This window comes from Bacillus sp. HNG (assembly GCF_003400205.1).
Classification (GTDB): Bacteria; Bacillota; Bacilli; order Bacillales; family Bacillaceae_L; genus Ferdinandcohnia.
The window spans coordinates 1-26,488 of sequence record NZ_QUQV01000005.1; the positions used below are offsets into that span (position 1 = coordinate 1).

Sequence of the window (26,488 nt, forward strand, 5' to 3'; positions counted from 1 at the left end):
GGAGCAAGCTCCCTCAGATTCGCTCGACTTGCATGTATTAGGCACGCCGCCAGCGTTCATCCTGAGCCAGGATCAAACTCTCCAATAAGAGTATTGATTGCTCAATAAGTTTGTTACTTAGAATTAACGTTGACGCTTGTATTGTGTTCAGTTTTCAAAGAACTTTTGTTAATAACTCCTCGTAAGGAAGTTATACTAATATATCATTTCTAAATTCTAATGTCAATAGCTTTTTAAGTTTATCAATTTGTTTCAAATCGCAAACTCATCTTTACTATATTAACATAATGATTGATGTGTGTCAATCTCGTATTTCTCAAAACGAAATAACAAAATTTATAATAGCATCTCACCTCCATCTTATCAACGTCCAAATTATTCCATAACTATATTTATAACAGATACCTTTAAACTACTTTTTAACAAAGCATATTATTTGATGTGGTACTATCCGACTTTTAAAATAAAATCTATCCTATCCATTTTGTAAGTGGTTCGAATGACCTTCTCTTTCCTTCTGGTAAACTCCGTAATGGATAACCAAAGTAGAGGAAACCAAGAACTTCACCATTCTCGGATAGACCGAAAAATTCTTTCATTAATGGATCATAGGTTGGCTTTCCTGTTCGCCAGAATCCAGCGATTCCTAAGCTATGTGCTTCCAGTAACATATTTTGAATACAAGCGTATGTTGCACCATATTCTTCTATTTTTATTGTCTTTGGATTTTCACTTGGTTCAACAGCAACCGCAATAATCACAGGTGCCCGAAATGGTTTGGCTTGAATCTTTTCAAGCTTTTTCTCCTCAGTTTCACCATTCTTCTTGGCAATTTTAAGTAACACCTCACTTAGGTAGTTCCTTCCCTCTCCTTGAAAGACAAAAAAACGCCAAGGTTCAGTTCTAAAGTGACAGGGAGCCCACGTTCCTGCTTCTAAGATTTTTTCTATTTTTTCTATTTCCACTTCTACATCTTTCACTAGCCCAAAGCTTCGACGTGTCCTTATCGCTTCATGAACATCCATACAATCCCTCCTATAATAACTACTTATTAAAAGTCTATACATATAAAAGACTAAATAGTATACGAACATGTTTGAAAATACGTATAGCCATATTTTTTTCCTTTTTAATAGGTTTTGCTTATAAAGATGAGGAAATCGTAAATTAAAATAAATTATATAAAAAAAGCCACTACTCAATAAGTGGCTAATTTAGAAAAAGGTCTTAACAATGTCTTCTTGTTTATTACATTCTGTACAGATACACTCTATTTCTAGAGCATCCTCCCTAAATTTATGTGTAGTCTCCTTTTGGCATTTTGTACAATATCTTTGTTCTGCGCTCTCTTTCAATTAAAATCACTCCTTTGCTCAATAGAAAAATGTTTCATTTATTAGGATAAATATAGTTTGCCTAATTATTGATGAACCAAACAATCTTTTATAAAGAGACTGTTATATTTCGTATAAAGCTTTCATTTGTTAAAATTAAAAAACCCTCCTAAATGGAGGGAAGGAACTTACCAACTTGCATTTATTACGCTTAGTATTCGGATCTTTAACATAATTCCTTTGTAATCTCATTTGATAATATTGCTTTTCACTTTTTTATTTAAATCATTTATGAATTTATGGATCAATTTATGTCAGTTGCTGTTCAGCAAAACTTCTGTACAACTCATGCGCCTCAATCAATTCTTGGTGTGTTCCTTTTCCTGTCACCATCCCTTTTTCAATGAAAATGATTTGGTCGGCATCAACGATTGTCGATAATCGATGAGCAATAACAAAGGTGGTGCGTCCTTTCATGAGTCTTGATAGCGCCTCTTGAACAATGCTTTCGGACTGGCTATCAAGGCTTGCTGTCGCTTCGTCCATCATGAGAATTTTCGGATCACGAAGGAACGCCCTCGCGATTGCGATCCGCTGTCTCTGACCACCTGATAATTTGACTCCACGCTCGCCTACTTCTGTATCTAATCCATTTGAAAATGCACGAATAAATTCATCGGCATAGGCCATTTTTGCAACTTCCCATAGTCGGTCATCTGATATTTGTTCCGCATTTTTCAAGCCATAGCATAAATTTTCCCGTATGGTTCCCGCCATCATCGCACTTTCCTGGGAGACATAGCCAATTTGACTTCGCCATGATTCTAACGAAAGCTCGTGGATTGGTGTGTTCCCAATCCGAATTTCGCCTGAAGTAGGCTCGTAATACCGTTCCAGTAAACCAAACATCGTCGTTTTACCTCCACCACTTGGTCCAGCAAATGCGATCATTTGACCAGGCTTCGCTTCAAATGAAACATCGTGGATAACCGGTTCTTCTTCACTGTACGCGAAAGAAACATGTTCCACATGAATTGGTAAATTTGAAATGTCGATGTCTTTTCCTTTTTGCCCTTCCTCTAATGGAAGTTCAATGATATCAATAATTCGCTCTGTCGCACCTTTTGCTTTTTGAAGCTGAGTGAAGAACATTGCAAATGAAGTGATAGGAAAAATGATTTGAAACAGATATAGTAAGAATGCAACGAGAGATCCTGTTGTCATAGTCCCATTTGCGACACGGATTCCCCCATACCCGATGATGACCACAATAATAATCATGACAATTGTGTACATAATCGGACCGATTAGCGCGAAAATCCTCGCCTCTTTTAAACCATATGTAAGTAGATTTCGAACCCCGCTTATTCCTTTTTCTTCTTCAAAACCTTCAGCTGTTGATGATTTCATTAAGCGAATTTCACTAATGGTTTGTTGAATTTTACCTGAAAATGTCGCAGTTTCATCCTGTAGCCCTCGTGATATTTTCGCCATTTTTTGACCAAGTGGCATCATAATGATCATGGTGAGTGGTACTGAAATGAGCATAAGAAGCGTCATTTTCCAGTCCATGATGAGAAGAATAATAATTGCCCCAATAATCGAAATGACCCCGGTGATAAATTGCGGAAAATGTTGCGAGATTAAATCCTTTACAATGCCCGTATCATTTACGACTCGGCTCACAGATTCCCCGCTTTGTTGCTTATCAAAATAACTGACTGGCAAACGAATAAGTTTTTCCCACATTTTTTCACGAAGACGTGCTACAATGCGTTGCCCAACTGCAGCAAGCATGTAAGTCGATACCCCGTCAATAACAGCCTGTAAAATAAACACGGCTGCAATCACGGCAACAAGTATGGCATTAACGGAAATCCCCGAAAACCCATCAACGAGTTCCCGCGTTAATAACGGAATCGACAGTCCTACAAATGTCGTGATAATACTTCCGATTAACCCAACCGTTAAGGCTGTCTTTGGTATATTCGTCGATAAAATCAACCGAAAAAACGGCTTCAACCCATTATCTTTATTTTTCATTTGAAACTCCTCCATAAAAACTCTATCCCATACGTACGAACCAAATTTAAAAAAGTTACACAGTTGATACATTGTCCTATGGTTTCCTCTTTATATCATAACCTTTTAATCCTCATTTCTACTAATCGTTTATACATGCAGATACTGTTCTATTAAATCTTTTTGAATCAAGACATGCGACACCAAACTTGCCTATCTATCTGCCACCTAAAATCTATGCACCATTTTCCATAAACGCCCATAAAATGGTGTAAATGAGGTGTTCATATGAAAAGATGGGTTAAGATCCTGATTTTAGCGTACCTTTCCATTTTATTTTTCGGGAGTTTTTTAGCTGTAGGTGTATTGTGGATTGGTGTGTTTGAAGAAACATATCCCAAGTTAGCAGAAATTGAACCCTTTTTGTATTATTTTTTCGCTGGCGCCATTGGCGGATCGCTAAGGCATCTATATATGTTTTGTTCCCATTATATGAATGACCAATTTATTGATCCGAGGCACTGGATAATGTATATTTTCTTTCCGCTGTTTGCAACAGGAACGGCTGTCATCGCCGTTAACCTTATCCAAAGTGGTATTTTAATGATTGACTTCGCTGATAATATTGATGGTCCATATGCTCAAGTCAGTGTCGCTTTTTTTGTTGGATTTGGCTTTAATCGTTTCCTTAATAAACTAAATGAGATTTCAACAGGTATGTTTGATATGAAAAAACAAGCAAAAAAACAGGACTGAGTTGCACAAACTCAGTCCTTACATTTTGCCCAAAGTCAGGTCTTTTCTTAGATAAAATTCGCAAACACATATAAGATTACTATACTCACTAAAATTGTAATATTCGTTGCAGTAGCGATTAGTCGAATGCTTTCGTTACTGTATTTAAACTCAACCGCAAATGGAATTGACGATGAAGCCACTGGAAGTAACAGACCTAGTAAGATCGTGTAGCGAAACCTATCATCGTATGGAAGCAGAAATAATAATGTAATTCCAACAAGCAAGCCTACACCGTATCGGAATGTTAAAAATTTCAGCATCGGTTTTACAAATTGTTTTTCAAATTTGAAATTCAAGTAAAGACCCAATAATAGTAAGCTTAATGGCATATTTGCTGCTGAAATAGTACTTGCCACCTCAATCACCATATCTGGTAATTTAATGTGATTGAGATTTAAAATACTTGCAATCACGTAGGACATTAACGGGATAGATTTCAAAAGCTTTTTTCCAATCTCCAAAGGTTTTAAACTTAACCCTTCATTCGAAAAGTAGCTTCCCAAAATATAGGCGATCCCAAAGACAATGACAGAGGTTCCCACATCAAACATACTAAAATATGTCAATCCACTCATTCCCCAAATCGCGTAAACAAGCGGAAATGCGAACAAACCGACATTAAACCCAGATGACATCATTAAAAAAGAGCCCTTAAGCTCTCTTTCCTCATTTTTAAAAATAAGCAAGCCTAATAATGAAACAACAATCCCATAGATAAGTACAATAATTGGGATTAAAATGAGGTTTGTTTCGATTTCAACCCGATCGAACGTCACAAGCACAAGTGCTGGAAGCGTAATTTTAAAAATAATCTTTGATATTACCCCGCCATCCTCCTCTTTCAACACGTGAATCCGTTTCAAAATATACCCTAGTGCAATAATCATCATAATATAAAGAAATTCCTCATTCATACCTGCATGCTCCTCTAACTACCTAAAAATACTATACTAGTATACTGCATACTGGGTCAGAGGGACAGGTACCGCGACAGCAATACGATAATTTGGTCATATTGTTATCCAATAACCCTGTCTCTCGTTTAATAAGGTTAAGTATCTTTTTGGTAATAAAAACTTATTAAGAGTCTTTGCCTTAACACATTTACAAATAATTAGTGAAATTGTTATAATATAAATAGTTCTTAATTAAGAACAAAGAGGAGGAGATAAAGTGCTAAAGAAAATTTTATTTAGTCTGATTTTGTTTGCATTATTCCTTTCCATACCAGTCTCGGCTTTTGCGAAAGGACCTGTAAAAAAGAACATTGATTATGTAGCTTTAGGGGATTCATTAGCTGCTGGTACAACACCATATAATGAAATTGATAAAGGCTACGCCGAATTTTTAGTTGAGCGTTTTGAACAGTCCCAATACACAGTTGGTTTTAAAAATTTTGGTGTTCCCGGTTATACCTCAACAAATGTCTTACATGATATGACGAGGTTTGATGTTCAAACGAAAATTCGTGAAGCAGAATACGTAACCATTGATATCGGTGCGAATGATATTTTACGACTCTTGAATACTCCAGATAAAATTCCACAGGCATTAGAAGAAGTAAGTGCGAATTTGTTTGGTATCTTAGGTGCTATTGAACGATTAAATCCAAGTGCTAAAGTATATGTCATGGGCTATTACTTCCCATTCCCACATTTACCAGAAGAACAACAGCAAGCATTAATTCCTTTATTAGATCGACTAAATCAAGTAATCGAAAAGGTTGCTGTAATGAATAATGATACATTTATTCCGACAAGTAAAGCTATTGCCAAAGACTATGAAACTTTTCTTCCAAATCCAACGAATATCCACCTAAGTACCGAAGGATATCAAATCATCGCAAAAGAGTTTTGGAAAAAGATAGATAAGAGCAAGAATGACTACTAAATGTTAACATTCTTTCTTTTTAATTAGAGAGAGAGTCAACACTTTCGTCCGGCTCTCTCTCATTTAAAAGTCCAATCACAAAAACTTAAGAACACTACTCTTTCTTCTTCCCTCCATTATTATCTTACAAAAACTGTTTACCAACTACATAATAGACGACTTGTTTGTATTACCCATTGTTGAAATCGTTCTCTTACGACTTAAGATAGATTAAACACCCATCTTTTGGCGTTTGCTTTATCTATCTTTCATTAGAATAATAGAGGCCTTTCTTGGGAAAATAAAGGTAATATGCATTGATTTTAGGAGGGTGATAAAATGTTAAGGGATTCAAAAGTAGATGCAAAAGGACATATAAAACCTAACCAAAAAGATTCTAAAAAAATGGTGAAACATACTGCAGAAGTACATGAGAATAATAAAAAATAAATAGCAATCTCTGGGGACTGTACCTGTCCCCGTGTACCAAAAATGCTGGGTCCACTTTACGTTGACCCAAGCATTTTTTCATCTATTAATACGCCGTCCACCCAGCATCTCCAGTGATAACTGTTCCATTTACGAAGCTTGCGTCGTCTGTTGCTAAGAATAGAGCAATTTTGGCGATTTCTTCTGGTTTCCCATTACGTGGATTTATGGCCAAACCTGGCATAATGCGACCCATTCCAAAATCGCTTCGACCTGTCATTGATGCGCTGATGTTTGTTTCAACGCCCCCTGGTGCGATTGCGTTGCAACGAATACCACTTTGCGCATACATAAACCCAGTGTTTTTTGTGAATCCAACTACCGCATGCTTAGAAGCTGTGTAAGCAGCACCCGCTCTTGCACCTTGAAGTCCACCTGCAGAAGCTACGTTGATAATAACCCCAGCGTTTTTCTCTAAAAAGATTGGCAGCACTTTACGAGTTGCACGCATCACGCTAGTTGTATTAACCGCGAAAATTCTTTCCCAGTTTTGATCGATGATTTCCCCCGCTGGTTCAAAGTTGTCCATAATTCCTGCATTATTTACTAAAATATCTACTGTGCCATACGTATTCACAGCTGTATTAATTAAGTTTTGAATGTCTTCTTCTTTAGCCACATTCGTCATAACCGCAATAGCGTCTCCACCGATTGCCTTAATTTCTTCAACTGTTGCTTTTGCGGCCTCAATGTTGATATCGGAAACAACTACTTTCGCACCTTCTTTTGCATAAAGAATCGCAATTGCTTTCCCCATACCAGAAGCAGCACCCGTAACAACCGATACTTTATTCTCAAGTTTCATGTTCATTCCTCCAATTATGATAGAATGCATTTTAATAAACAGTTGTTTACTAATCAACAACTACCTCTAGTATAATTAGCTTAATAGAACGTTTTCAATCAGCAAATACAAGCTTAAACGTACATTAATGAACAAAAGCATATAAAATTGTACATTATATTAAAATATCATACATCGGAGGACAATTATGTCTATTAATAATAACTATCTTGATCGGAGAATTGTAAAGTCGAAGCGAGCCATGAAGGATGCACTTTTAACTTTAATGAATGAAAAGGATTTTAAGGACATTTCGATTTCAGATATTGTACGTGAGGCAGACCTAAATCGGGGTACATTTTATAAGCATTATCAATATAAAGAAGACATTCTGCATGAAATCATGGATGAGGTTATCGATGATTTGATTCAATCCTATCGAGAACCATACAAAGGTGTCGAAATTTTTGAGATTAAAAAGCTCACTACGTCAGCAGTGAAAATATTTGATCATGTCTATAAATACGCAAACTTTTATTCACATATCGTCAAAACTAGCACCTTAACAGGATTTCAGAATAAGTTCTGTTCCGTATTAAAGGAGCTCGCTTTATCTGATTTACATAACACACTCAACGATCCAAAAATTGATAGGGAAATTCATGCCAATTATCAAGCATATGCAATCTTAGGAATGGTAATTGAATGGATCAATAGCGGATTTAAGTACAGCCCCCACTTCATGGCAGAGCAACTCCTTGAGATTATTAGGTATAATCGGGCGGAATCAGTAGTGAAGCCAGTGATCAAATAGTAGCTGGGTCAAAGGGACAGGTACCTGTCCCCGCGTTCCACACTTATACCCAATGATCTGGTCTTTTTAAGTAGTCAGGTATTTTTGTATGAGCATTTCCTTTTGCTGAATTTAATTGTGATTGTGTTAGAAAAAGTGCACCTGTTAAGTTCGCATTGCTTAAGTCCACATCTCTGAGATCTGCCCCAATAAAATCCGCTTTTCTTAAATCTGCATGACTTAAATCAGCTGCAATCATCAGTGTTCCCCGAAAACTAAACCCTTGTAAATCTGCACCTTTTAGATTTGCTCCAACGTAATCTAGTCTCTTGTTTCTTTTTTTACGTTGGCCGTTGCGGTAAACCTCACTAGTTTTCAATAATAACTGATTAACCTTACTCCTATGTACACCCATATCTAATTCTAAAATTTCTTCAGGCGCTCTTTCTGTTAGTATCAACGTTTCTTTATACATGTCTTGAAGACTTGAATGAAATGAATGTGTTTCCTTAAGTCTGAGAGCTTGTTCAAGATACCAAAGCATTTCATGAAGCTGTTGAACGAGTGGAAATACCGCAAACATTTCGGTAGCATGCTCTGAATTATTTCTCCAATCATGCCCGTTATAGATCACCTGTGATACATGTTGTCCTGCTCCAAAACACTCATAGGAAACACATCCACGAAACCCTTTTTCCCTCAATTGATCATGTATCTTACAGCGATTATCGGAACATAAATTTCGGCAGGGCTCTCCACCGTCTTTACTAAATGGAAAATCTGCTGATTTCGCAAAAGGTAAAGCTACACAACATAGACCGAAACAATTCGTACAATCTGACATTAAATAATCATTCATTCTATCACACTTCCACATACAGATTCATTTATATCAAGTATAAATGAAAGGTGATTCATTGAATACAGTTAAATTGTTAGTTTTATCCAGTTTTAGTTTGGGTCAATGTACCTGTCCCCTTGTCCCATCGATAAAAGGGATTGGGTGTTTATAACACGAACTCCCTTTGTTAAGGATTTTACTTTTGCGAAAAAAAGGTTGGAGCAGAATCCACATTTTTAAGCCAGATTTGCTCTTGGCCATTTACACCATTTTTCACCCATACATCCCCTGTATTTTGTTCTGCCACCTTGCGAAACCAAGATAGGTAAGAGTCAACCACTTGAGGATTTTCATCAAGTTCGTTCTCCTTAGGAAAAGAAATTTGCTCCTGCTCTCCTGTTTTTATATTAATCGCATAAAGTGAAGTGAACATTGTTGGCACAGGTCCTTCTTTCCACTCCTTATTTTCTTTCGCACGATTCACTATCACCACATCTTTGGAGAACCATTCCAAATCAAGATCTACAAATCCTTTAGGCGTGTACTCCTTCTGCTGTTTCATAATGGGGATATCGGCAACTTTCATTTTTTTGTTCTCAACAAAAAATCTTCCTTCCCCTGAAATATAGGCTAATCGATCACTTGTTGGAGCCCACTTAAACCAATCATTAAACCCCAACATTTTTCCTACTGCCTGAAACTGTTCTCCTTTTGATGATAGGACACATAATGTGTTGCTATCCATGGACCAGGAAGCTGTAGGTATCAATAAAAAACTTACCCATTTTCCATCTGAACTCCATTTAAAATAATCAGCATCAATCCCAAACAATTCAGGTTCTTTCGTTTGAATCGTATATAAATGCTTCATTTTTTCTTTCGCAAGATTTGCATCTACTGGAATTCTAAAAAGTGGGATAGGGCTCCACCCTGTAGGAAGCAAATTAGATTGTGAAGAAACGATAAATTCTTTCCCATTAGGGAACCACTCAAAACCGCCAACTCCTAGTGAGACATTTTCAAATCCTTGCGGGCGACCATTTTTCATTTTGGTGACATTTAAAAGCCCGTGATCAGTGTAAGCCAGCTGATTTTTTATTGGGGACCATTTAAAATCAGATGTCACCACCCTTAAGTAAGGTTGGTAAATCTCGTTTTCCTTTGTATCGTAAATGTATAAATCCGATTTTTCTCCCTTTTCATCACCATCAATAAACCCAATAAAACGACCATCATATGACCACTTTGGAGAATACACGTACCGGTCCTTTGTGATTTGGATTTCTTGATTGCCTGTTTTGATCCACAACTGATGATCACGGATAAATGCAGCTGTTAGTGGAGCTTCTGCATTTGCTATCATTGAAAAATGACAAAAGATGAGAGTTAGTAGTATCAATAGTCGAATTCCCAAATTCAATCCCTCCTACTACTAGATTCACCAAGTTATGAGTAGGAATGCTAAGGGATTATCTGGGAACTAAAGGGGTGTGAAAAAACCAAAAAATGGACTGCTACTGCAGTCCATCTCCCACACTATCCAATTATTTTAAAAATGTCGCATCTCCCACATCAACATACATCGCCTTACCGGTAACCGCGTCAATAGCTCTGACACTCCCTACTGTATCAGGAAATTCTGGAACATAAGCAAGTGTATAAATGGACGTCCCCTCTTCATAGTATTCACGAATGAACATTAGCTCCATTTTCACATGCTTTTTATAGATATCTTTTGCTTCACTTTTAGAAATAACGGCTTTCGTAGGTAGCTTGGCATAGTGCTCATCTGGTGGAAGGTCTAAGCTCAAATGTGTTATTTTTCCCGAGTACTTCCCTACTGAAAGAAGTGACACATGCTGATCAACAAGAATTCCTTGATGCTGCAAATGGAAATAAAACGTGTAACTATCTTCTTGTTCTACAAAATCTTCTTCCCATTCATTTTCGTCAAAATTATCCTCATCAAATTCTTCGATGAATTCATGGTCTTCAAAATCTTCTTCTTCGAACTCATCGAAATTGTACTCCAAATCTTCATTCTCATATTCAGGAACCTCTAAGCGGAACCTTTCATGCGTGTCGGGAATAAGCTTGAACATAACGTCTAGCGCCCTCTCCCTTGCAGTTTTTAACCCCATTTCCACTCCATCATTTTTATGCTCCTCACCACTTAAAACCTCTAGAAGCAGATTTGTTTTTTCATCAAAACAAAGCTTCATAACATGGTCATCGGTATCTTCTATATTAAAGGAATATTCGGCAACCTTCTTAAGCGTAGACCAGATTTCAATACGCCTACCTTCCGCTACTTGTTTATCCAAAAGCTTGAATTCAGCCGTTACACCCACTAATTCATATATGGGTTGAATCGGAGTATCTCTTTTTTGGATTCCCGATTCCAGGTCATGTCCTTCATGAATACTCGACGTGTCAGAGCCATCAATAGGAATATCCATCACTTGTTCAATCACGCTATAAGCCAGATGGTACTGGTTATCTCCATTTTTATACACTTCCTGATCAAATTGCTGAATTTTCAACTCAAAGTCTAATCCTTCGATGTATGTTTCCAAAGCCTCCTCTTCCGAAACAACGAAATCCGTATAACGAACCTCGTATTCTTCGTCTGCACAATAAAAGCTTGAGATTTTTCCGGAAGTCGAAACGGACACTGTAAAACCCGTACTATGCAAAAACTTACCGTATTTTCCATCCCTTTTTTCATAGGTAATCATATACGGATTATCTAGATCCAAGATTCCCGAGAGTTCATATTCCTTCTGACCTGGATAGAAGGTATCAACGAATTTTTGCGCATTCGCTGCCATTTGTTCTTTTGAATGATTACCCTCAGGCGCATCTCCGATTAACGAAAACCCTAAAAGTTCCCCATTTTCATTTAATGAATAACTTCCGAATCGTTCATCTGTTCCTACTTCAAAAATGTCAAAACAATCTTCATCAAAATCCGAAGCTTTTTCATATGCTTTTACGGGTAAAAAAGGCTTTAACTTCTCAAAGACTTTGCTCATCATTGTCCCCCATAATTTTCATAATATTGATATTGTAGCATTTTCATAGCCTTTTAAAATATGTATTTTACATATTACTTCCAGCCTGTTACTATGGAATCATTTTTAACAAAATCACTTGAAATTATTGTGGGATTAAATATGATTGATTAGTACTATTGATAAGTTAGTAAAGGAGAAAAAATGAAGAATGTATTAAAAACAACATTGCTATTACTTTGTATCACATTTCTTTCAGCTTGTGCGGAATCCGTTGATGTAAAAGGAATTCAGGAACTGGCTGACAAAGTGGAACAAGCAAGCGAAATCGTTGGTTCCCAGGAACTAGAACAAATAAGTGATGCGGTTGGAAATGCTGCTGAATTCGCTGGAGAAATTGAAAACCTTACTGAGGTGCTCACACAGTTACCCGATGAGGTGAATGAAGATAAAATTGTAACCGCACAAATTGAATCTTGTTATGACGGTGATACTTGTAAAGCGTTTGTGAACGGACAAAAAGAATCACTTCGTTTTTTATTAGTAGATTCTAGCGAAATCAAAGGTGGGCCAATGCCGTATGCAGAAGAAGCCCGGGACTTTTTAAATGAATTGGTAAAAGGAAAAGAAATTGTTCTTGAGTTAGGCAAAGGCGATAGTCGCGATAAGTATGATCGCCTGCTCGTATATGGGTTCCTTCCCTCTGGTGAGAACATTCAGGAAATAATGCTTGAAGAAGGTCTACTAACAGTCAGGTACATCTACGAAGATCAAAAATATCTAGATGACTATAGGGCCGCAATGGAGCAAGCAAAAGCGTCCAAGACTGGGATTTGGTCAATTCCAGGATATGCGGGCTATGACCGACCGTATAATATGGATGCCATACAGTAAAGGATAAGGTTTCTCCCTTATCCTTTTTTGCATCATATAAATTCTTAATAAAGAACACCCAAAGAATAATCCCCTGAAAAAGGAATATATTTTACTAGAAATAGAACTTAAGGAGTGAATGATTTGGCGAAAATGATCATCATGTATGAGGAACCAAAGGACAAGGAGGCTTTTGACAAACATTATTATAATGTTCATGTTCCATTAGGTCGTAGAATCCCAAACATTATAAAAGATTCCGTTCATCGTGTAGTTGATTCTCAAAATACGGATTTAAACCTATATCTAATAACTGTTTTAGAGTTTGAGAATATAGAAAAACTAACTGAAGCCTTTTCAAGCCCAGAAGCAAGAGAAGCGGAAGCAGACGGTCCAAATCTATTCCAATACTTAAATAAGCCACCGATAATAACGATTGTGGAATAGCTATTTTAAAAATTATTGCCTCGTTCTGTAGCAAGTTTATGACCCACTTTATGTTGGGCTCACACGACAATTAGCGGACATAACCATTATTTAACCATATATAACTATTATTCTCTAATCTTTTGTACAGAAAAGCCTCCAAACCAAAATGTTTGGAGGTTTCACCTTCAAATCAATAAGCTTCAATCTTCACGTCTTCAGAAACATTCAATTCCGCTTCAGTTGATTCAACTACATCTTGAATATTATATCCTTTAGCCACCTCAACTAATTTCAACCCATTCTCCGTTACATCGATAACAGCTCTGTCCGTAATAATTCGATCGACTACATTTTGACCCGTGAGTGGAAGGCTACATTTTTTAAGAATCTTTGGCTGTCCATGCTTATTCACATGTTCCATGATGACAATCGTCTTTTTCGCACCGTGAACTAAATCCATCGCACCGCCCATACCTTTAATCATCTTTCCCGGAATCATCCAGTTGGCCAAATCACCATTCTCAGCTACTTCCATCCCGCCTAAAATGGCAATGTCGATATGTCCTCCGCGAATCATCGCAAAGGATTCGGCACTACTAAAAAAGCTTGCACCTGTCATCGCTGTGACTGTCTCTTTACCGGCATTAATCAAGTCGGGGTCGACCTCTTCTTTCGTAGGATATGGACCAATTCCCAATAAACCATTTTCCGATTGTAAAACCACATGTTTATTGTCAGAAATATAATTTGCTACCATCGTCGGCATTCCAATTCCCAGATTCACATAACTACCGTCTTGAATTTCCTGCTCTGCCCTTTGTGCAATTTGCACTCTCACGTTATTTGACATTGTTATACCTCCCTTAATCTCTAACAGTCAGACGTTCAATTCGCTTTTCATGCTTCCCTACAATCAGTCCTTGAACATAGATACTTGGTGTGTGAATTTCATTTGGATCCAGTTCGCCAACCTCAACAATTTCTTCTACCTCGGCAATGGTGACCTTCCCCGCAGCTGCCATCATAGGATTAAAGTTTTGTGCTGTTTTACGATAAACTAAATTTCCTAGTTTATCTGCTTTCCATGCCTTTACTAGACTAAAATCCGCTGTTAATCCTTCTTCCAGTAAATATTCTTTTCCGTTAAACTCTCTTGTTTCGCGTCCTTCTGCAATTGGAGTTCCTACTCCTGCTGGCGTGTAGAATGCAGGAATCCCCGCACCACCTGCACGAATTTTCTCCGCTAGAGATCCTTGTGGTACGAGTTGAACCTCTAATTCTCCGCTTAAAACCTGTCTTTCAAACTCTTTGTTTTCCCCTACATATGAGGAGATCATTTTTTTGATTTGCTTATTTTGCAGAAGGATCCCAAGCCCCCAATCATCCACTCCACAGTTATTGGAAATAACAGTTAAGTCTTTTACGTTTGTTTTACGAATGCCAAGTATTAGATTTTCTGGAATTCCAACAAGACCGAATCCACCTACCATCAGTGTCATTCCATCTTTGATACCGCTTACAGCTTCTTCAAAGCTAGTATAGATTGTTTTCATTTTCTACCCCTCCTGTTATATAAAAATGAGACAATTTGTCCTTTAGCTTTATTCGTTTCTAAATTTTCATTATCTTCTAAATAAAATTTTACAACAGTCCGATTTATCCGTAAAATGAATAATAAGAATAAACTTTATTACGAATTGGAATATAAGGAGGACCAATGGAATTAAAAGATTTACGCTACTTTATGGAAGTTGTCGATTACGGAAGTTTTACCAAAGCAGCGGTTAACACCTATATTTCGCAACCTACCCTGAGTAAATCCGTCAAAAAATTAGAAACGGATCTTAAGGTTGAACTATTCGAACGCTCAACCAGAAAACTGATATTAACGGATGCCGGTGAAATTGTGTATAAGCAAGCATCTAAAATCCTAGGTGCCACCCATGAACTTCATACCTTATTAGATGATTTAATGAACCTGCCAACTGGAAATATTAAAATAGGGATCCCTCCCTTAATTGGCACTCTTTTCTTTCCAACGATTGCACAAAAATTTGGCATGCAGCATTCTCAGGTATCGTTAGAATTAATCGAACTTGGAGCAAAACGGATTGAACATTTAGTCGATGAGGGGCAAGTTGATGTGGGCATTGTCGTAAACCCAACAGATCACAATAAATTTATGGTTCACCCATTCATCAAGGAAGAATTTACACTTTTCACTCATCCCACACATTTATTATCAAATGAGAAAACTGTTAAACTAGAACAACTTGAAAATGAATCTTTTATTCTCTTTAATCAAGAATTCGCCTTACATAACTTGATTATTCAACATTGTCAACACGCCGGATTTTCTCCTAAAATCGCTTATGTAAGTTCACAATGGGACTTGATTACTGAATTGGTTATTGCCCAACTCGGGATTACTCTTCTACCAAAATCCATTTATTCTAAAATGGATGACACTAAAATCAACATGATTCCACTTGAATCTCCTCCGATGTGGGAGCTCGTTGTCATTACTAAAAAAGACAGGTACCGATCCTTTGCGGTCAGGGCTTTACTGCAATTTCTTGGTGAGGAATTTCATGAGATTGGTTACTGAGGTTAAAAATTTTATTTTCAAAAAACAAAGAACCTACAACCATCACTATTTTAGTGTTTGTAGGTTCTTTATTAATACTACTTCGTTACTCCCAATCCAAAAGCTTCAGCCTTTAATAAAATCTCATCCCGCTTCACTTCATACAATCCATATGGAATTAAGCGTAATCCCGGTAAGAAATCGCAAGTTAGGAATAACAACGTGTACAGAATATCATGGAATGGGAAGCCTCGATCCTGTAAGGTTTTAAGTAGTTTATCATGATACTCTACAGCTTTTTCAAATGAAGGATTTGTTGTCATCATACCTGTAAGAGGAAGCGGAATTTCAAGGATGATTTCATCACCATCAACAATGACAATTCCCCCACCAATCTCATGAACCCTTGTAGCCGCTATTGCCATGGCTTGCGGGTTTCTTCCGACTGTTAACAATTCTGTCGTCGTATTATAGGTCGAGGCCATTCCATCGAGCGTCACAGCAAATCGTTCTAATACGGCCTTACTGACCCAATTTCCTCTACGATCAATTAATGCTGAATACATAAGTCCTTCATGACCAGACAGATCCGCAAATCCATTAACCGAAGAAATCATTGTATCCTTCCTCGAAGTGATTACATTACTTTTAAAATAGGAAACGGGTAATGGTTTATTATCATCTGGATGTGGATATAGATAGAGTTCTGGATTCTCTAGAACTGATTTCGGAAATTCAAAAGCTTCACGAACAACGTATTTTCTCCAATCTATCTCTGGCATCGATGCTAGTAATTGTCCATTCTTTGCCACGACTTCACCGCTTGCGATAACTCTTTCAGGTCGGAAGTCAACTAGATCCGGAAGTAAGAGAATATCTGCCTTTCTACCCGGAGCAATACCTCCGATATAATCCTCCAAGCGTAGATATGTCGCTGCATTAACTGTGACCATCTGAATCGCATCCATTACAGGCACACCGAGTTCAACCGCTTTGCGCACAAGTCCATCGACAAAGCCTTCCCTTTCAATGAAACCTGGATGTGGCCCATCTGTTGTCATCACGATTCGGCTTGTGTTGACATTTCCTTCTGTAATCATTTTAATGACTTCTTCAAGGTCAGGTCGAAGTGAACTGTTTCGCAATGTCGTCCACATGCCTAAGCGTAGTCGATCTAGTGCCTCTTTTGCTGTGATTGCTTCATGGCAAGCTGTCACACCAGACGCTACAATCGCGTTTAATTTTTCATAAGAACAACCTGATGTATGACCGTCAGATACTTTACCGATTTCTTTTACATAATCCATTGTATCAAGTAAAAAAGGATCACCATTATAAAGGAGCGGCCAACGGGTGACTTCTGCTGAGCCAACAATCTCTTCCATTGCAAGTAGTTCCTGAATATCCTGATGATTATACCAGTCACGTTCTCCAGGATAATCCGCCTGAGAAACAAGTCGAACAAGCCAGAGGAAATTTCCAGGTAACGATTTTAAATCAAGAACCATATCCTTGAAACCTTTAGCACCCATATGTAAATAGAAAAACAAATTATCATTAACTGATGTGGTTGTCCCCAGTGGCAACACCTTGCTCGTGATGCTGATTGGATTATAAACAACCCATGGGTGGGAATGCGCCTCGATAAACCCTGGTGATACATACTTTCCTTCCGCATGTATGACCTTAGTGTGTTCGCCAACCATCGCTTCACTTTCTCCAACATATGCAATACTATCCTTATACACAGCTACATTTAATTTTAAAAATTCGCCTGAATACACATTGATTACAGTCCCACCTTTAATATATAGATCGGCAGGTAAATTCCCTTTTGCTACTTCCACTAGCTCACTACGTTTTGCTCTTAGCCTCAAACCTCTCACTCCCCCTATTTAAAAACACACATTATGTTTTGTTAACCTTCGTTTATATAACATAATATTAATAAGAAGTGTTTGTACCTGTCAATCATATTGCTCGAATTTATAAAAAATTAAGTATATTCCTATAAAAAAAGAAGCCCGATAAATGCGAGCTTATCTACCGTCTTTCTTGTAACTTTGTAAATCGATATCTAGACGGGAATCATAATACAAATATAAGGCCTTTCACCCCTTGTAGGGACAAAAGACCTTATTATTCACTCAGAACTTTAAAACTTTATTTCGCATTCTCATCCGGCTGATGAATCCCAAAGATATTTCCCTCTGTATCCACAAAGTAACCCTGCCAAGCCATTCCAGGAAGCGCGTACTTTGGCATTGCTACCTTTCCACCACGCGCCATAATTTTTTGCTCAGTCGTATCGTAATCTTCTACACCCATTGTACAAGCATAGCCATTCAAAGGTTGATTCGCTTCTGGAGGAGGACTTTGACGTTGCATCAACGCTCCGTTTATACCAAGTTCATTTTCATCCCCCGTTACCGCTCCGAAATAAGGCATCCCGGCATAATCGCTCCAATCCTCAAACTTCCAACCAAATACTTCGCCATAAAACGTTTTTGCTCGTTCCATGTCATCTACATGAATTTCAAAATGAATTAATCTTCCCATCTTATCCACCAGCCCATCCACAAATTTTTCCACACTATGTAAATTCTACCTTAGTCTTGAAACACCTTTTTCATTATCGGAAAAAATAATAAATAATATTCAAAGTCATTTAGACTTTTAGATTCATTCAATTGACACATGCTCTTTTATACAGTAGACTTCGGAGAAAAAAGGATGGTACTAATGACAACAGATCAACAATCACTACACCCTTCACTCAAAGAAACAGCCATATCGTTTTTAAATCTAATCGTTTCAGGAAAAATCCGAGAAGCATATGAGAGATATGTACATGCTGATTTTTTCCACCACAATCCCTTTTTTCGTGGCGATGCAGAAAGTCTCATGCTTGCCATGGAAGAAAACAAAGTCCAAAACCCTCACAAAACTTCTGAGGTAAAGCTTGCCATACAAGAAGGTGATATGGTTACCGTATACTCCCATATAAGGCAAAATCCAGATGACCTTGGAGCAGCTGTTGTACATATTTTTCGTTTCAAAGACGACAAAGTTGTTGAATTATGGGATATTGGACAACCCATCCCAGAGAACTCACTGAATGAAAATGGGATGTTCTAAAAATGAAAGCAGCCCCCAAAGGACTGCTTTTTTTAATATATATACTGAATCACAAAATTACTAATAAATAAAAGTGCAATCATATAAAGTGCAGGATGAATTTCCTTTCCTTTTCCCATTAACAGCTTCATTACAGGATATAAAATAAAGCCGATCGCCATACCATCTGCAATGCTATATGTTAATGGAATCAGCACAATGATAAGAAGTGCTGGAAAACTCTCTGTAAAATCATCCATCGAAATGTTTACGATGTTTTGCAACATAAGAACGCCGATTAAGATTAAAATCGGTGAAACAGCGCTTGCCGGGACCATTTTAATAACCGGAATAAATAACATGGAAAGTAAGAACATAACCCCCGTTACGATGCTGGTTAGTCCAGTTCTTCCCCCAGCAGTGATTCCAGCAGCTGTTTCCACAGAAGCAACTGTGGGACTTGTTCCAAAGACTCCTGAAGATAAAACAGACACAGCAGTTGCTTGAAGAGACTTTTTACTACTTTCCGGTCGTTTTAGCATATTGGTATGTCCATGAATCAAACCAATGTTTTCAAAGACGAGCACCATTGCTAAAGAAATGGAAGTTAACCAGAAAACAAGATTCCCTGCTTCTGCCCATGATAATTGGCCAAAGACCCCCAAGTACTCATGAAAGTTTGGTGTTGAGAAGGAAATCCCTTCATACTTGGCTCCACCAAACAAAATCGATAACACCGATGTAATTAAAATACTTAATAACAGGTTTCCAGGTACATTTTTAATAAATAATAAGACTGTGATAATTAAACCAATAAAGGTGACGAGTACTGAAGGGCTACTTAAATCCCCTATAGCAAGTAACGTGTGCTCAGAGCTTGTAATAATCCCCGCATTGTCAAACCCGATTAAAATCAATAGTACTCCAATCCCAATCGTTATCGCTTCTTTTAAAGAATTGGGGATGGAGGAAGTAATTACCTTTGCCATCGGGGTAAAAGCAATCACCACAAAGATTAGTCCTGAAACGAAGACCATCGCCAGCGCTTCCTGCCAAGTGAATCCCCCAGATTGCACGATTGTATAAGTAAACATCGCATTTAGACCCATTCCAGGAATGAGGAGAATTGGAGTGTTACTCCATAACCCGATAATTACACATCCAAAAAAACTAGTTAAGATCGTTGCAATGATTCCTGCCTCCATCGGAATTCCCGCTGCTGCTAGAATCGTTGCATTGACAATAATAATATAAACTACCGTTATATACGAAATGAACCCTGCAGAGAATTCTTTTCCAATTGTAGTTCCATGTTGTTTTAAGTTAAAAAATCGTTCCATATTTTATCACCTTTCTATCCGTGAAAACGATTCTTATCATAACATGGACTTACACCATATGAAAAATATATAATTTATATAGAAACCATACTTTTTTCGTATAGAAGGAGAAATAAATGGACATAAAACAATTACGATATTTCATCGCCATAGCCGAAGAAAAAAATATAACAGCAGCGGCGAACCGGCTTCATATGTCACAACCCCCATTAAGTATGCAACTAAAACAGCTGGAAGAAGAGCTTGGTGTTAAATTGTTTGAGCGCAATGGCAAAAGCATGGAGTTAACCGACAAAGGCGATATTCTTTATCAACGCGCATTACATCTCGTGAACAGTGTTGAGGAAATTAAACATGAAATTCACGAAACAGAAGAAGGAACGAAAGGTGTGCTGGCTGTCGGAATTAACACACTATCTGTTTCAGGCTTTTCAGACATGCTTCAAGCCTTCCATAAAATATATCCGCTTGTGACATTGAAAGTCGTTCAGAATGACTCTTATTATCTAGCGGAAATGGTTAAATCACGTGCAATTGAAATGGCATTCGTACGCCTTCCGCTTGAGCATCGAGGTTTCATATATGAGCACCTTCTTAGCGAGCCATTTGTTTTTGTGAGTAAAACGAAAACAGACATGGTTTCGCTTGAATCAATCTCACAATTGCCACTCATTATTCCGAGTACTGAAGGTTTGGGGAGCTATAACATCATTCACGAAGCCTTCTCAAAACAAAAACTTCAATTTACGAGTATTGCAGAGTGCTCAGATATGCATGTATTAATGGAAATGGTTAAAGGCGGAATGGGAGCAACGATCGTGCCTAAATCCGTATTGGATGTGTATGGAGATGGAGATCTACATTCTGCTCCGATAAAAGATACAACGATGTATTCCTCATTAGGAATGATTTGGCTTGAGCATCACTATGTCTCAACTCCAGCTAAGAACTTTATTGAGTTGGTAAAAAAGGAATTATCTTAGTTATTAGACCAAAGATCGTATGATTAACCCTTATTCGTACCTTCAGTTATTTACATTACTACCAGTAAGGGTATGATTAGCCATTATTCATACCTTTAGTCATTTACATTACAACCTGTGAGGGTATGATTAGCCAGTATTCGTACCTTCAGACATTTCATTACAATCAGTGAGGGTATGATTAGCCATTATTCATACCTTCAGTCGTTTGCATTACTGCCTGTGAGGGGATGATTAGCCATTATTCGTACCTTCAGTCATTTACATTACAACTTGTGAGGGGATGATTAGACAGTATTCGTACCTTCAGTCACTTGCATTTCAACCAATGAGGGTATCAAACGAGGGAACATATCCGTCTTTCATCCCCCTCTATACCACCCCGCGCTATATATGCCCAAAATCTTTTTACCCCAGCATGTACCAGTAGAATACCCTTATGTTAGAAAACCAAATACTTTCCCGCCGTAGCCTACACCTCTACCTGTCTTACACCACATGATCAGATTTCCCCCATCGAACATATATCACTAAACCACTCATGAAACACATGCAAAAACTTCCTCTCATGCCCCCCTATCTGGTACACCGTTCCTGTTCTACCGGTCCAAAACCCAATAAAAAAACAGCCCCACAAGTGTAGGACTGTTTTTGAGTTCTTATTTATAGGTTAAATTATAATTTAACTACGTTAGATGCTTGAGGTCCACGGTTACCTTCAACGATTTCGAAAGAAACTTCTTGACCTTCTTCTAAAGTTTTGAAGCCATCGCCTTGGATTGCTGAGAAGTGTACGAAAACATCGTCTCCACCTTGTACTTCGATGAAACCGAATCCTTTTTCGCTGTTAAACCATTTTACTTTACCATTTTGCATGAAATATGCCTCCTAAAAATGAACACACAAACCATTTGTGCATCGAAAAATTTAACCATTGTACACTTACATAAATCTAAAACAAATTCACATATAACTTCAGAAGATAAGCCGAAATTAACGTTCTTTCTTTCTTTAAACTTATATAACGCAACAAAATGGTCTATTTCATCATAGCATTCTAGCTTACCAGAGTCAACCAACAATTATGAAAATAGTCATTTTTTCACAGTTGGTGTATTGACATGCTTTTTAATGAAAAAGTTTCGCGTATTCTCCGTAGCCTTCTTTTTCAAGATCCTCTTTTGGTATAAAACGTAGTGCTGCAGAGTTGATGCAATAACGCATACGAGTTGGACCAGGACCATCATAAAACAAATGACCTAAATGTGAGTCTGCTGTATTGCTTCTAACCTCGGTTCGAATCATACCATGAGATGTATCAAGCTCTTCTACGATTTCTTTTGCATCAATCGCCTTCGTAAAGCTTGGCCAGCCACAGCCTGCATCATATTGATCCAACGAACTGAACAATGGCTTGCCTGAAACAATATCGACATAAATGCCATCTTTAGCATTGTTCCAAAACTCATTTTGAAACGGCGGCTCTGTACCTTGTTCTTGTGTCACGTAGTACTGCATGTCTGTCAGATTTTTCTTCGCCTCTTCAAATTCCTTTGCAGCCCAATGCTTTCTAATAAATGTATCCCTTCCAGAGCCCTTGCGATAACGATTGTAATGTTCTGGTTTCTTCTTATAATAATCCTGATGATACTCTTCCGCACGGTAAAATTCCTTTGCAGGAAGAATTGGAGTTACGATCGGTTTTGAGAAAATCCCGCTTTCACCAAGCTTTTGTTTCGATTTTTCTGCAATTTTTTTCTGATCCTCTGTATGATAGAAAATCGCTGTGCGATAGGATTCTCCACGATCGTAAAATTGTCCCCCCGCATCAGTTGGGTCGATTTGCTGCCAAAAAAGTTCAACTAGCTTTTCATAAGGAAAGATGTCTGGATTATATGTAATTTGAACGGCTTCATAGTGTCCAGTTGTATCAGAACATACTTCTTCATACGTCGGGTTCTCTTTCGTTCCCCCTGTGTAACCTGAAACAACCTCAATAATTCCTGGCTGCGTATCAAACGGCTTAACCATACACCAGAAGCAGCCACCTGCAAAGGTTGCTTTTTCTACTTTTTCATGTGTATTTTCCATTTGCCCTCTTCCTTTCTCCTTTTTCTTGGTTTCATTATATCACTTCTAGCGCGTGTTCAAAAAAATACGCTCATATTTATTCCAGAAAAGGAAAAAGTAAAAAATAGGAGGTGCAAAAATGAGTAGTCCTTATTTATGTCCTAATTGTAAAACCAATCGTTCAAGATTTAATATTATTGAACAAGTGCCAAAGTCAGTTAAAATGGACCCGCAAAGTGGAGAAATTGTGGAAGAATACACCGCAAACCTTGACCCGTTCCATGTCCCATACCGCGGTCCAGAAATCAAAGTACAGTGCGGCGTATGCGGCCTCATCGAAGACGAACAATCCTTCGTTAAAAGAGCCCAAAACTATAAAGGATAAGTGACCACGGGTGCCACAGGGACGGTTCTTGTGGTTCCCCCAAAACACACAAAAGGGACCATTCCCTTGGGTTACCAGTATAAACTGGACCAAGAAAACCGTCCCTATGGTTCCTTAATACCCTTCCTGTTTTACTCTGAAGAATCGCTTGATAATGGAGATTCGGAGTTCGATGAGTGGCTGGGTAATTGCACGGATTGTTTTGGATGATAGTAGCAATGTTAATATTAGGGATGCGATCACCAATATTACAAAATTCCCCGTATCATTAATCACGTCAAGCCATTCGCTGTTTCGGAAATATTTAATCACAAAACCATGAAGTAGATAGACATACAATGTATGTGTTCCCCAGCTTGTGAAGAAATATTTATTTTTCGGTAATAAGGAGTAAAATGCAATTGTCATCACAATTGATATTGCATAAACTGCTAGTCTTATGAGCCCACCTAGATTTTCCTGTGAAAGTGTCTCATACGACTTTGACCCCAACAGCCAACCAGTATTGAAATCTGGAACAAAATAATATCCAATAAAAATCGCCAACAGGAGTATCGCTGATCCTACCTGGACCGCCGGACGTTTTAACGCAGTAAAATGCTCTTTTTTACAATAGAACCCTAATAAGAATAAAGGGAAAAAGACAAATGTCCGTGATAAACTTAAATAATTCTCCACAAATGGAAGATAACCTACTCCTACCCCAACAATAACCGCAAGTGCTAACGACCATTTCATCGGTAGCTTCGTATAGCCATAAAGCATCACATTCCAACAGAATAAACTAATGAGGAACCAAAGTGACCATTGCGGATTAAATGGCTCGAATAAGAGCGACTGCCCATTATATAGGAAGTAGTAATAAATCGTATAAATTAGCTGAAAAATTAAATACGGAATTAACAACTTTTTCGCTGTCTTTTTAATGTAGCCTTCCTTCTTAAATCCCTTTGCAAAATATCCCGATACCAAAATGAATGCAGGCATATGAAAGGAATAGACAAAGTGGTAAATTGTCATGATGATTTTATGATCATCTATAAAAGGCTGGATAAAATGTCCAAAGACAACAAGGAATATTAGGATAAACTTTGCGTTATCAAAATAATACTCTCGCTTAGTAGCCATCATAAAACCTCCATACTATTGTTATCGTATTATAGCATCGCAAGAAGGTATTTTATGCCGATGTCTTTGATTTGTAAATATCTTTTTAAAGACTAAGACCCGTTTGTAATTATACTGAAAAATCTTAACCAAATTGAAACAAACTGTAACAACTTTTCTCTGTGATTCATATCATCTTCTTTTGCCATAATCACCTTTATAATGAAGTTGAGGTGATGGTATGGCAAAGGATTGGTCGATAGATTTAGAACATGGGGATTATCAGCATAACCGAGCTCTAGTGATCGAGGATGGGCTAATGGCAATCGAGGAAACGGTAAGTGGCTGTTATGTCAATCTTGTCACTCCGGCAAGCTTTGGCAACCCGGTTCATTATCTTGCAGAAACGATAAGTCGTAAATTTGATTCTGATGTGACCTATAAATTCATTGATCAATGTGGGTGTGGTGGCTATGTTTTTCGCGTCTGGAAAAAATAAAGAATTGGTACAAAAACTATTAACCTATGGAAACCAACAGGTGGTCGTAAATTGGTACGAGGACGAGCAATTAATTGCTCGTGACGGGTTCTTTTTTTCTTATATACAAGTTGAGGATGGTTTACTGATTTTTATGAAAGACCAGATCATGAAACAAAAAGTCCCACTCGCAAACTATGAAACAATTGAAATACTCCCAGATTTTCGTGACTTTTTTCAGCTGACTAATAAAAGCGAGTCCCTTCAAATTTATTTTCCCCATTAAAAAAATACTCAGATCAGTCCGCTGAGTATTTCTTTTTATCCTTCTAGCATCTTTAAATAACAGATTTCTTCTTTCCCATCCACAATGGCAATATATACTGGTGTATCTGTTTCATATATTTTCGTTCCAACAGGTAGGATATTTGCTGTTCCGTCACTAAAACCATTTGTCTTATTTGACTGTTTTTTAATCTCACCCACCTGCTCCCCAATTGTATACTCAAGTTCTTGTATCCAATCAACATCCTGCCCATTTGAATATACAATCCCATCCAACATAAAAATATCTGCATACTCATTAACTAATAAATCCGCAGGAGTAGGATTCCCTATTGGGCTCCCGGGTGAACGATCATGACAAGCGCCAGTGAATAAGAGAATAATAAATAACAGTAAATAGATTCTTACAAATCTCATTTTGTTTCCTCCGCTTTTTTGCCTACCCCAACCACTGTCCAGGAACGGTCAATGTACTCAACGAGAAGTGTATACGAGTCCCTTACTCCTAATTCTTGCCCATTTTCCGGATCATATTTAAAACAAACAACCCCCACATAACGATGTTTATCTTTGTATAGTTCCTTCATTATTTCATAAGTTGCCTCTCCATTATCATAGGTCAACTCAAACTTACATTGTTGTACAAAACCCTTAAATTCATGCCAATTAATGGGTTCTCTTACACTTTCAAAAACTGAATCTGCCTTAATCGAATCCCACTGGCTTTCCTCAACTATGTACGAACTGCTTTCTTTGTCATTCCTTGCCTCTTCAAGTATTTGCTCAACAACATGATGAGGGTTCAAATATAAATTCTTTATATAAAAATACTGTCCGCCCGCGAACAAGCAAATCACAATAAACATTAAAATTAGTACTCTTATTGTCCT

General features: G+C 37.7%; 28 protein-coding genes, 1 rRNA gene and 1 pseudogene. 11 read left to right on the forward strand and 19 right to left on the reverse strand.

Features of this window, described 5'->3' with window-relative positions; all coding sequences use genetic code 11:
- From DZB84_RS10470 to DZB84_RS10480, 3 genes are all read right to left on the reverse strand, one after another.
- Positions 1–88 (reverse strand): 16S ribosomal RNA (locus DZB84_RS10470); the annotation flags it as partial.
- A 382-nt stretch (positions 89–470) separates the two neighbouring features.
- Complete coding sequence (locus DZB84_RS10475) at positions 471–1,025, reverse strand: nitroreductase family protein (protein WP_116352211.1); 555 nt, start codon at positions 1,023–1,025, stop codon at positions 471–473.
- A 618-nt stretch (positions 1,026–1,643) separates the two neighbouring features.
- Positions 1,644–3,377: an ABC transporter ATP-binding protein gene (locus DZB84_RS10480; protein WP_116352212.1), complete on the reverse strand. Its 1,734-nt coding sequence runs from the start codon at positions 3,375–3,377 to the stop codon at positions 1,644–1,646.
- A 267-nt stretch (positions 3,378–3,644) separates the two neighbouring features.
- Between DZB84_RS10480 and DZB84_RS10485 the strand changes: the two genes are divergently transcribed.
- Entirely contained in the window at positions 3,645–4,112 is a 468-nt protein-coding gene (locus DZB84_RS10485; RefSeq protein WP_116352213.1) for a hypothetical protein, read from the forward strand.
- A 47-nt stretch (positions 4,113–4,159) separates the two neighbouring features.
- Here the strand turns inward: DZB84_RS10485 and DZB84_RS10490 are convergent, their stop codons facing one another.
- Complete coding sequence (locus DZB84_RS10490; RefSeq protein WP_116352214.1) at positions 4,160–5,068, reverse strand: AEC family transporter; 909 nt, start codon at positions 5,066–5,068, stop codon at positions 4,160–4,162.
- A 259-nt stretch (positions 5,069–5,327) separates the two neighbouring features.
- Between DZB84_RS10490 and DZB84_RS10495 the strand changes: the two genes are divergently transcribed.
- Positions 5,328–6,044 (forward strand): SGNH/GDSL hydrolase family protein, encoded by a 717-nt coding sequence (locus tag DZB84_RS10495; protein ID WP_116352215.1) that lies wholly within the window; start codon positions 5,328–5,330, stop codon positions 6,042–6,044.
- A 514-nt stretch (positions 6,045–6,558) separates the two neighbouring features.
- On the opposite strand, the gene DZB84_RS10500 is transcribed toward DZB84_RS10495, so the two are convergent.
- Positions 6,559–7,317 (reverse strand): SDR family oxidoreductase, encoded by a 759-nt coding sequence (locus tag DZB84_RS10500; RefSeq protein ID WP_116352216.1) that lies wholly within the window; start codon positions 7,315–7,317, stop codon positions 6,559–6,561.
- 187 nt (positions 7,318–7,504) lie between these two features.
- Here DZB84_RS10500 and DZB84_RS10505 point away from each other — a divergent pair, with 187 nt between their 5' ends.
- Positions 7,505–8,110, forward strand: coding sequence for a TetR/AcrR family transcriptional regulator (locus DZB84_RS10505; RefSeq protein WP_116352217.1), 606 nt, complete (start codon positions 7,505–7,507; stop codon positions 8,108–8,110).
- A gap of 43 nt (positions 8,111–8,153) precedes the next feature.
- On the opposite strand, the gene DZB84_RS10510 is transcribed toward DZB84_RS10505, so the two are convergent.
- The 3 genes from DZB84_RS10510 to DZB84_RS10520 all read right to left on the reverse strand — a co-directional run bounded on the left by DZB84_RS10510 (position 8,154) and on the right by DZB84_RS10520 (position 11,965).
- Positions 8,154–8,948, reverse strand: coding sequence for a pentapeptide repeat-containing protein (locus DZB84_RS10510; protein ID WP_116352218.1), 795 nt, complete (start codon positions 8,946–8,948; stop codon positions 8,154–8,156).
- A gap of 178 nt (positions 8,949–9,126) precedes the next feature.
- Positions 9,127–10,293 carry a translocation protein TolB gene (locus DZB84_RS10515; protein WP_411266261.1) on the reverse strand — a complete coding sequence of 389 codons (1,167 nt, stop codon included), beginning with the start codon at positions 10,291–10,293 and terminating at the stop codon, positions 9,127–9,129.
- Positions 10,294–10,474: 181 nt separating this feature from the next.
- The gene (locus DZB84_RS10520) at positions 10,475–11,965 is read right to left on the reverse strand and encodes a YcdB/YcdC domain-containing protein (RefSeq protein ID WP_116352220.1); all 1,491 of its coding nucleotides are present in this window, start codon (positions 11,963–11,965) and stop codon (positions 10,475–10,477) included.
- A 183-nt stretch (positions 11,966–12,148) separates the two neighbouring features.
- Between DZB84_RS10520 and DZB84_RS10525 the strand changes: the two genes are divergently transcribed.
- Both DZB84_RS10525 and DZB84_RS10530 read left to right on the forward strand, forming a co-directional pair.
- Positions 12,149–12,838: a thermonuclease family protein gene (locus tag DZB84_RS10525; RefSeq protein ID WP_116352221.1), complete on the forward strand. Its 690-nt coding sequence runs from the start codon at positions 12,149–12,151 to the stop codon at positions 12,836–12,838.
- A 132-nt stretch (positions 12,839–12,970) separates the two neighbouring features.
- Positions 12,971–13,264 (forward strand): EthD family reductase, encoded by a 294-nt coding sequence (locus DZB84_RS10530; RefSeq protein WP_223254431.1) that lies wholly within the window; start codon positions 12,971–12,973, stop codon positions 13,262–13,264.
- Between the two features lie 172 nt (positions 13,265–13,436).
- Here DZB84_RS10530 and DZB84_RS10535 read toward each other — a convergent pair whose 3' ends face one another.
- Together DZB84_RS10535 and DZB84_RS10540 are read right to left on the reverse strand one after the other, a co-directional pair.
- A complete protein-coding gene (locus tag DZB84_RS10535) occupies positions 13,437–14,096 on the reverse strand; it encodes a CoA transferase subunit B (protein ID WP_116352223.1) in 660 nt (219 codons plus the stop codon).
- 13 nt (positions 14,097–14,109) lie between these two features.
- The gene (locus tag DZB84_RS10540; protein ID WP_116352224.1) at positions 14,110–14,799 is read right to left on the reverse strand and encodes a CoA transferase subunit A; all 690 of its coding nucleotides are present in this window, start codon (positions 14,797–14,799) and stop codon (positions 14,110–14,112) included.
- Between the two features lie 164 nt (positions 14,800–14,963).
- On the opposite strand from DZB84_RS10540, the gene DZB84_RS10545 reads away from it, so the two are divergent.
- Positions 14,964–15,854: a LysR family transcriptional regulator gene (locus tag DZB84_RS10545; protein ID WP_116352225.1), complete on the forward strand. Its 891-nt coding sequence runs from the start codon at positions 14,964–14,966 to the stop codon at positions 15,852–15,854.
- A gap of 77 nt (positions 15,855–15,931) precedes the next feature.
- Here DZB84_RS10545 and DZB84_RS10550 read toward each other — a convergent pair whose 3' ends face one another.
- Both DZB84_RS10550 and DZB84_RS10555 read right to left on the reverse strand, forming a co-directional pair.
- Positions 15,932–17,710, reverse strand: a complete 1,779-nt coding sequence (locus DZB84_RS10550) for an adenine deaminase C-terminal domain-containing protein (RefSeq protein ID WP_116352226.1) — start codon at positions 17,708–17,710, stop codon at positions 15,932–15,934.
- A gap of 286 nt (positions 17,711–17,996) precedes the next feature.
- Positions 17,997–18,392: a VOC family protein gene (locus DZB84_RS10555; protein WP_116352227.1), complete on the reverse strand. Its 396-nt coding sequence runs from the start codon at positions 18,390–18,392 to the stop codon at positions 17,997–17,999.
- A 183-nt stretch (positions 18,393–18,575) separates the two neighbouring features.
- On the opposite strand from DZB84_RS10555, the gene DZB84_RS10560 reads away from it, so the two are divergent.
- Positions 18,576–18,971 (forward strand): nuclear transport factor 2 family protein, encoded by a 396-nt coding sequence (locus DZB84_RS10560; RefSeq protein WP_116352228.1) that lies wholly within the window; start codon positions 18,576–18,578, stop codon positions 18,969–18,971.
- Positions 18,972–19,003: 32 nt separating this feature from the next.
- Here DZB84_RS10560 and DZB84_RS10565 read toward each other — a convergent pair whose 3' ends face one another.
- Positions 19,004–20,290, reverse strand: a complete 1,287-nt coding sequence (locus DZB84_RS10565) for an NCS2 family permease (protein ID WP_116352229.1) — start codon at positions 20,288–20,290, stop codon at positions 19,004–19,006.
- A 116-nt stretch (positions 20,291–20,406) separates the two neighbouring features.
- On the opposite strand from DZB84_RS10565, the gene DZB84_RS10570 reads away from it, so the two are divergent.
- Positions 20,407–21,273 carry a LysR family transcriptional regulator gene (locus tag DZB84_RS10570; protein WP_116352230.1) on the forward strand — a complete coding sequence of 289 codons (867 nt, stop codon included), beginning with the start codon at positions 20,407–20,409 and terminating at the stop codon, positions 21,271–21,273.
- A gap of 675 nt (positions 21,274–21,948) precedes the next feature.
- On the opposite strand, the gene cspD is transcribed toward DZB84_RS10570, so the two are convergent.
- From cspD to msrA, 3 genes and pseudogenes are all read right to left on the reverse strand, one after another.
- On the reverse strand, positions 21,949–22,149 hold the full coding sequence (gene cspD / locus DZB84_RS10575) for a cold-shock protein CspD (RefSeq protein WP_077618477.1): 201 nt from the start codon (positions 22,147–22,149) through the stop codon (positions 21,949–21,951).
- Positions 22,150–22,401: 252 nt separating this feature from the next.
- A complete protein-coding gene (msrB, locus tag DZB84_RS25270) occupies positions 22,402–22,848 on the reverse strand; it encodes a peptide-methionine (R)-S-oxide reductase MsrB (protein WP_223254432.1) in 447 nt (148 codons plus the stop codon).
- A pseudogene (msrA, locus tag DZB84_RS25275) lies at positions 22,825–23,364 on the reverse strand (peptide-methionine (S)-S-oxide reductase MsrA); the annotation flags it as partial. The gene msrB and the pseudogene msrA, both read right to left, overlap by 24 nt.
- A gap of 118 nt (positions 23,365–23,482) precedes the next feature.
- On the opposite strand from msrA, the gene DZB84_RS10585 reads away from it, so the two are divergent.
- Positions 23,483–23,728, forward strand: coding sequence for a DNA alkylation repair protein (locus DZB84_RS10585; protein WP_116352232.1), 246 nt, complete (start codon positions 23,483–23,485; stop codon positions 23,726–23,728).
- A gap of 114 nt (positions 23,729–23,842) precedes the next feature.
- On the opposite strand, the gene DZB84_RS10590 is transcribed toward DZB84_RS10585, so the two are convergent.
- Positions 23,843–24,856: an acyltransferase family protein gene (locus DZB84_RS10590; protein ID WP_116352233.1), complete on the reverse strand. Its 1,014-nt coding sequence runs from the start codon at positions 24,854–24,856 to the stop codon at positions 23,843–23,845.
- 220 nt (positions 24,857–25,076) lie between these two features.
- Between DZB84_RS10590 and DZB84_RS10595 the strand changes: the two genes are divergently transcribed.
- Entirely contained in the window at positions 25,077–25,334 is a 258-nt protein-coding gene (locus DZB84_RS10595; protein WP_116352234.1) for a CGCGG family putative rSAM-modified RiPP protein, read from the forward strand.
- Entirely contained in the window at positions 25,309–25,599 is a 291-nt protein-coding gene (locus DZB84_RS10600; RefSeq protein ID WP_116352235.1) for a hypothetical protein, read from the forward strand. The genes DZB84_RS10595 and DZB84_RS10600 overlap by 26 nt, the downstream gene beginning before the upstream one ends.
- 35 nt (positions 25,600–25,634) lie before the next feature.
- Here the strand turns inward: DZB84_RS10600 and DZB84_RS10605 are convergent, their stop codons facing one another.
- Entirely contained in the window at positions 25,635–26,015 is a 381-nt protein-coding gene (locus DZB84_RS10605) for a hypothetical protein (protein ID WP_116352236.1), read from the reverse strand.
- The gene (locus DZB84_RS10610) at positions 26,012–26,464 is read right to left on the reverse strand and encodes a hypothetical protein (RefSeq protein WP_116352237.1); all 453 of its coding nucleotides are present in this window, start codon (positions 26,462–26,464) and stop codon (positions 26,012–26,014) included. Before DZB84_RS10610 ends, DZB84_RS10605 begins: the two co-directional genes overlap by 4 nt.
- Positions 26,465–26,488 lie beyond the last annotated feature (24 nt).

Bases quoted from the DNA above. Each gene is read 5' to 3' on its own strand.
- DZB84_RS10475 (WP_116352211.1), bottom strand. From the start codon at position 1,025: ATGGATGTTCATGAAGCGATAAGGACACGTCGAAGCTTTGGGCTAGTG.
- DZB84_RS10480 (WP_116352212.1), bottom strand. From the start codon at position 3,377: ATGAAAAATAAAGATAATGGGTTGAAGCCGTTTTTTCGGTTGATTTTA.
- DZB84_RS10485 (WP_116352213.1), top strand. From the start codon at position 3,645: ATGAAAAGATGGGTTAAGATCCTGATTTTAGCGTACCTTTCCATTTTA.
- DZB84_RS10490 (WP_116352214.1), bottom strand. From the start codon at position 5,068: ATGAATGAGGAATTTCTTTATATTATGATGATTATTGCACTAGGGTAT.
- DZB84_RS10500 (WP_116352216.1), bottom strand. From the start codon at position 7,317: ATGAAACTTGAGAATAAAGTATCGGTTGTTACGGGTGCTGCTTCTGGT.
- DZB84_RS10505 (WP_116352217.1), top strand. From the start codon at position 7,505: ATGTCTATTAATAATAACTATCTTGATCGGAGAATTGTAAAGTCGAAG.
- DZB84_RS10510 (WP_116352218.1), bottom strand. From the start codon at position 8,948: ATGAATGATTATTTAATGTCAGATTGTACGAATTGTTTCGGTCTATGT.
- DZB84_RS10515 (WP_411266261.1), bottom strand. From the start codon at position 10,293: ATGATAGCAAATGCAGAAGCTCCACTAACAGCTGCATTTATCCGTGAT.
- DZB84_RS10520 (WP_116352220.1), bottom strand. From the start codon at position 11,965: ATGAGCAAAGTCTTTGAGAAGTTAAAGCCTTTTTTACCCGTAAAAGCA.
- DZB84_RS10525 (WP_116352221.1), top strand. From the start codon at position 12,149: ATGAAGAATGTATTAAAAACAACATTGCTATTACTTTGTATCACATTT.
- DZB84_RS10530 (WP_223254431.1), top strand. From the start codon at position 12,971: ATGATCATCATGTATGAGGAACCAAAGGACAAGGAGGCTTTTGACAAA.
- DZB84_RS10535 (WP_116352223.1), bottom strand. From the start codon at position 14,096: ATGTCAAATAACGTGAGAGTGCAAATTGCACAAAGGGCAGAGCAGGAA.
- DZB84_RS10540 (WP_116352224.1), bottom strand. From the start codon at position 14,799: ATGAAAACAATCTATACTAGCTTTGAAGAAGCTGTAAGCGGTATCAAA.
- DZB84_RS10545 (WP_116352225.1), top strand. From the start codon at position 14,964: ATGGAATTAAAAGATTTACGCTACTTTATGGAAGTTGTCGATTACGGA.
- DZB84_RS10555 (WP_116352227.1), bottom strand. From the start codon at position 18,392: ATGGGAAGATTAATTCATTTTGAAATTCATGTAGATGACATGGAACGA.
- DZB84_RS10560 (WP_116352228.1), top strand. From the start codon at position 18,576: ATGACAACAGATCAACAATCACTACACCCTTCACTCAAAGAAACAGCC.
- DZB84_RS10565 (WP_116352229.1), bottom strand. From the start codon at position 20,290: ATGGAACGATTTTTTAACTTAAAACAACATGGAACTACAATTGGAAAA.
- DZB84_RS10570 (WP_116352230.1), top strand. From the start codon at position 20,407: ATGGACATAAAACAATTACGATATTTCATCGCCATAGCCGAAGAAAAA.
- cspD (WP_077618477.1), bottom strand. From the start codon at position 22,149: ATGCAAAATGGTAAAGTAAAATGGTTTAACAGCGAAAAAGGATTCGGT.
- DZB84_RS10585 (WP_116352232.1), top strand. From the start codon at position 23,483: ATGAGTAGTCCTTATTTATGTCCTAATTGTAAAACCAATCGTTCAAGA.
- DZB84_RS10590 (WP_116352233.1), bottom strand. From the start codon at position 24,856: ATGGCTACTAAGCGAGAGTATTATTTTGATAACGCAAAGTTTATCCTA.
- DZB84_RS10595 (WP_116352234.1), top strand. From the start codon at position 25,077: ATGGCAAAGGATTGGTCGATAGATTTAGAACATGGGGATTATCAGCAT.
- DZB84_RS10600 (WP_116352235.1), top strand. From the start codon at position 25,309: ATGTTTTTCGCGTCTGGAAAAAATAAAGAATTGGTACAAAAACTATTA.
- DZB84_RS10605 (WP_116352236.1), bottom strand. From the start codon at position 26,015: ATGAGATTTGTAAGAATCTATTTACTGTTATTTATTATTCTCTTATTC.
- DZB84_RS10610 (WP_116352237.1), bottom strand. From the start codon at position 26,464: ATGTTTATTGTGATTTGCTTGTTCGCGGGCGGACAGTATTTTTATATA.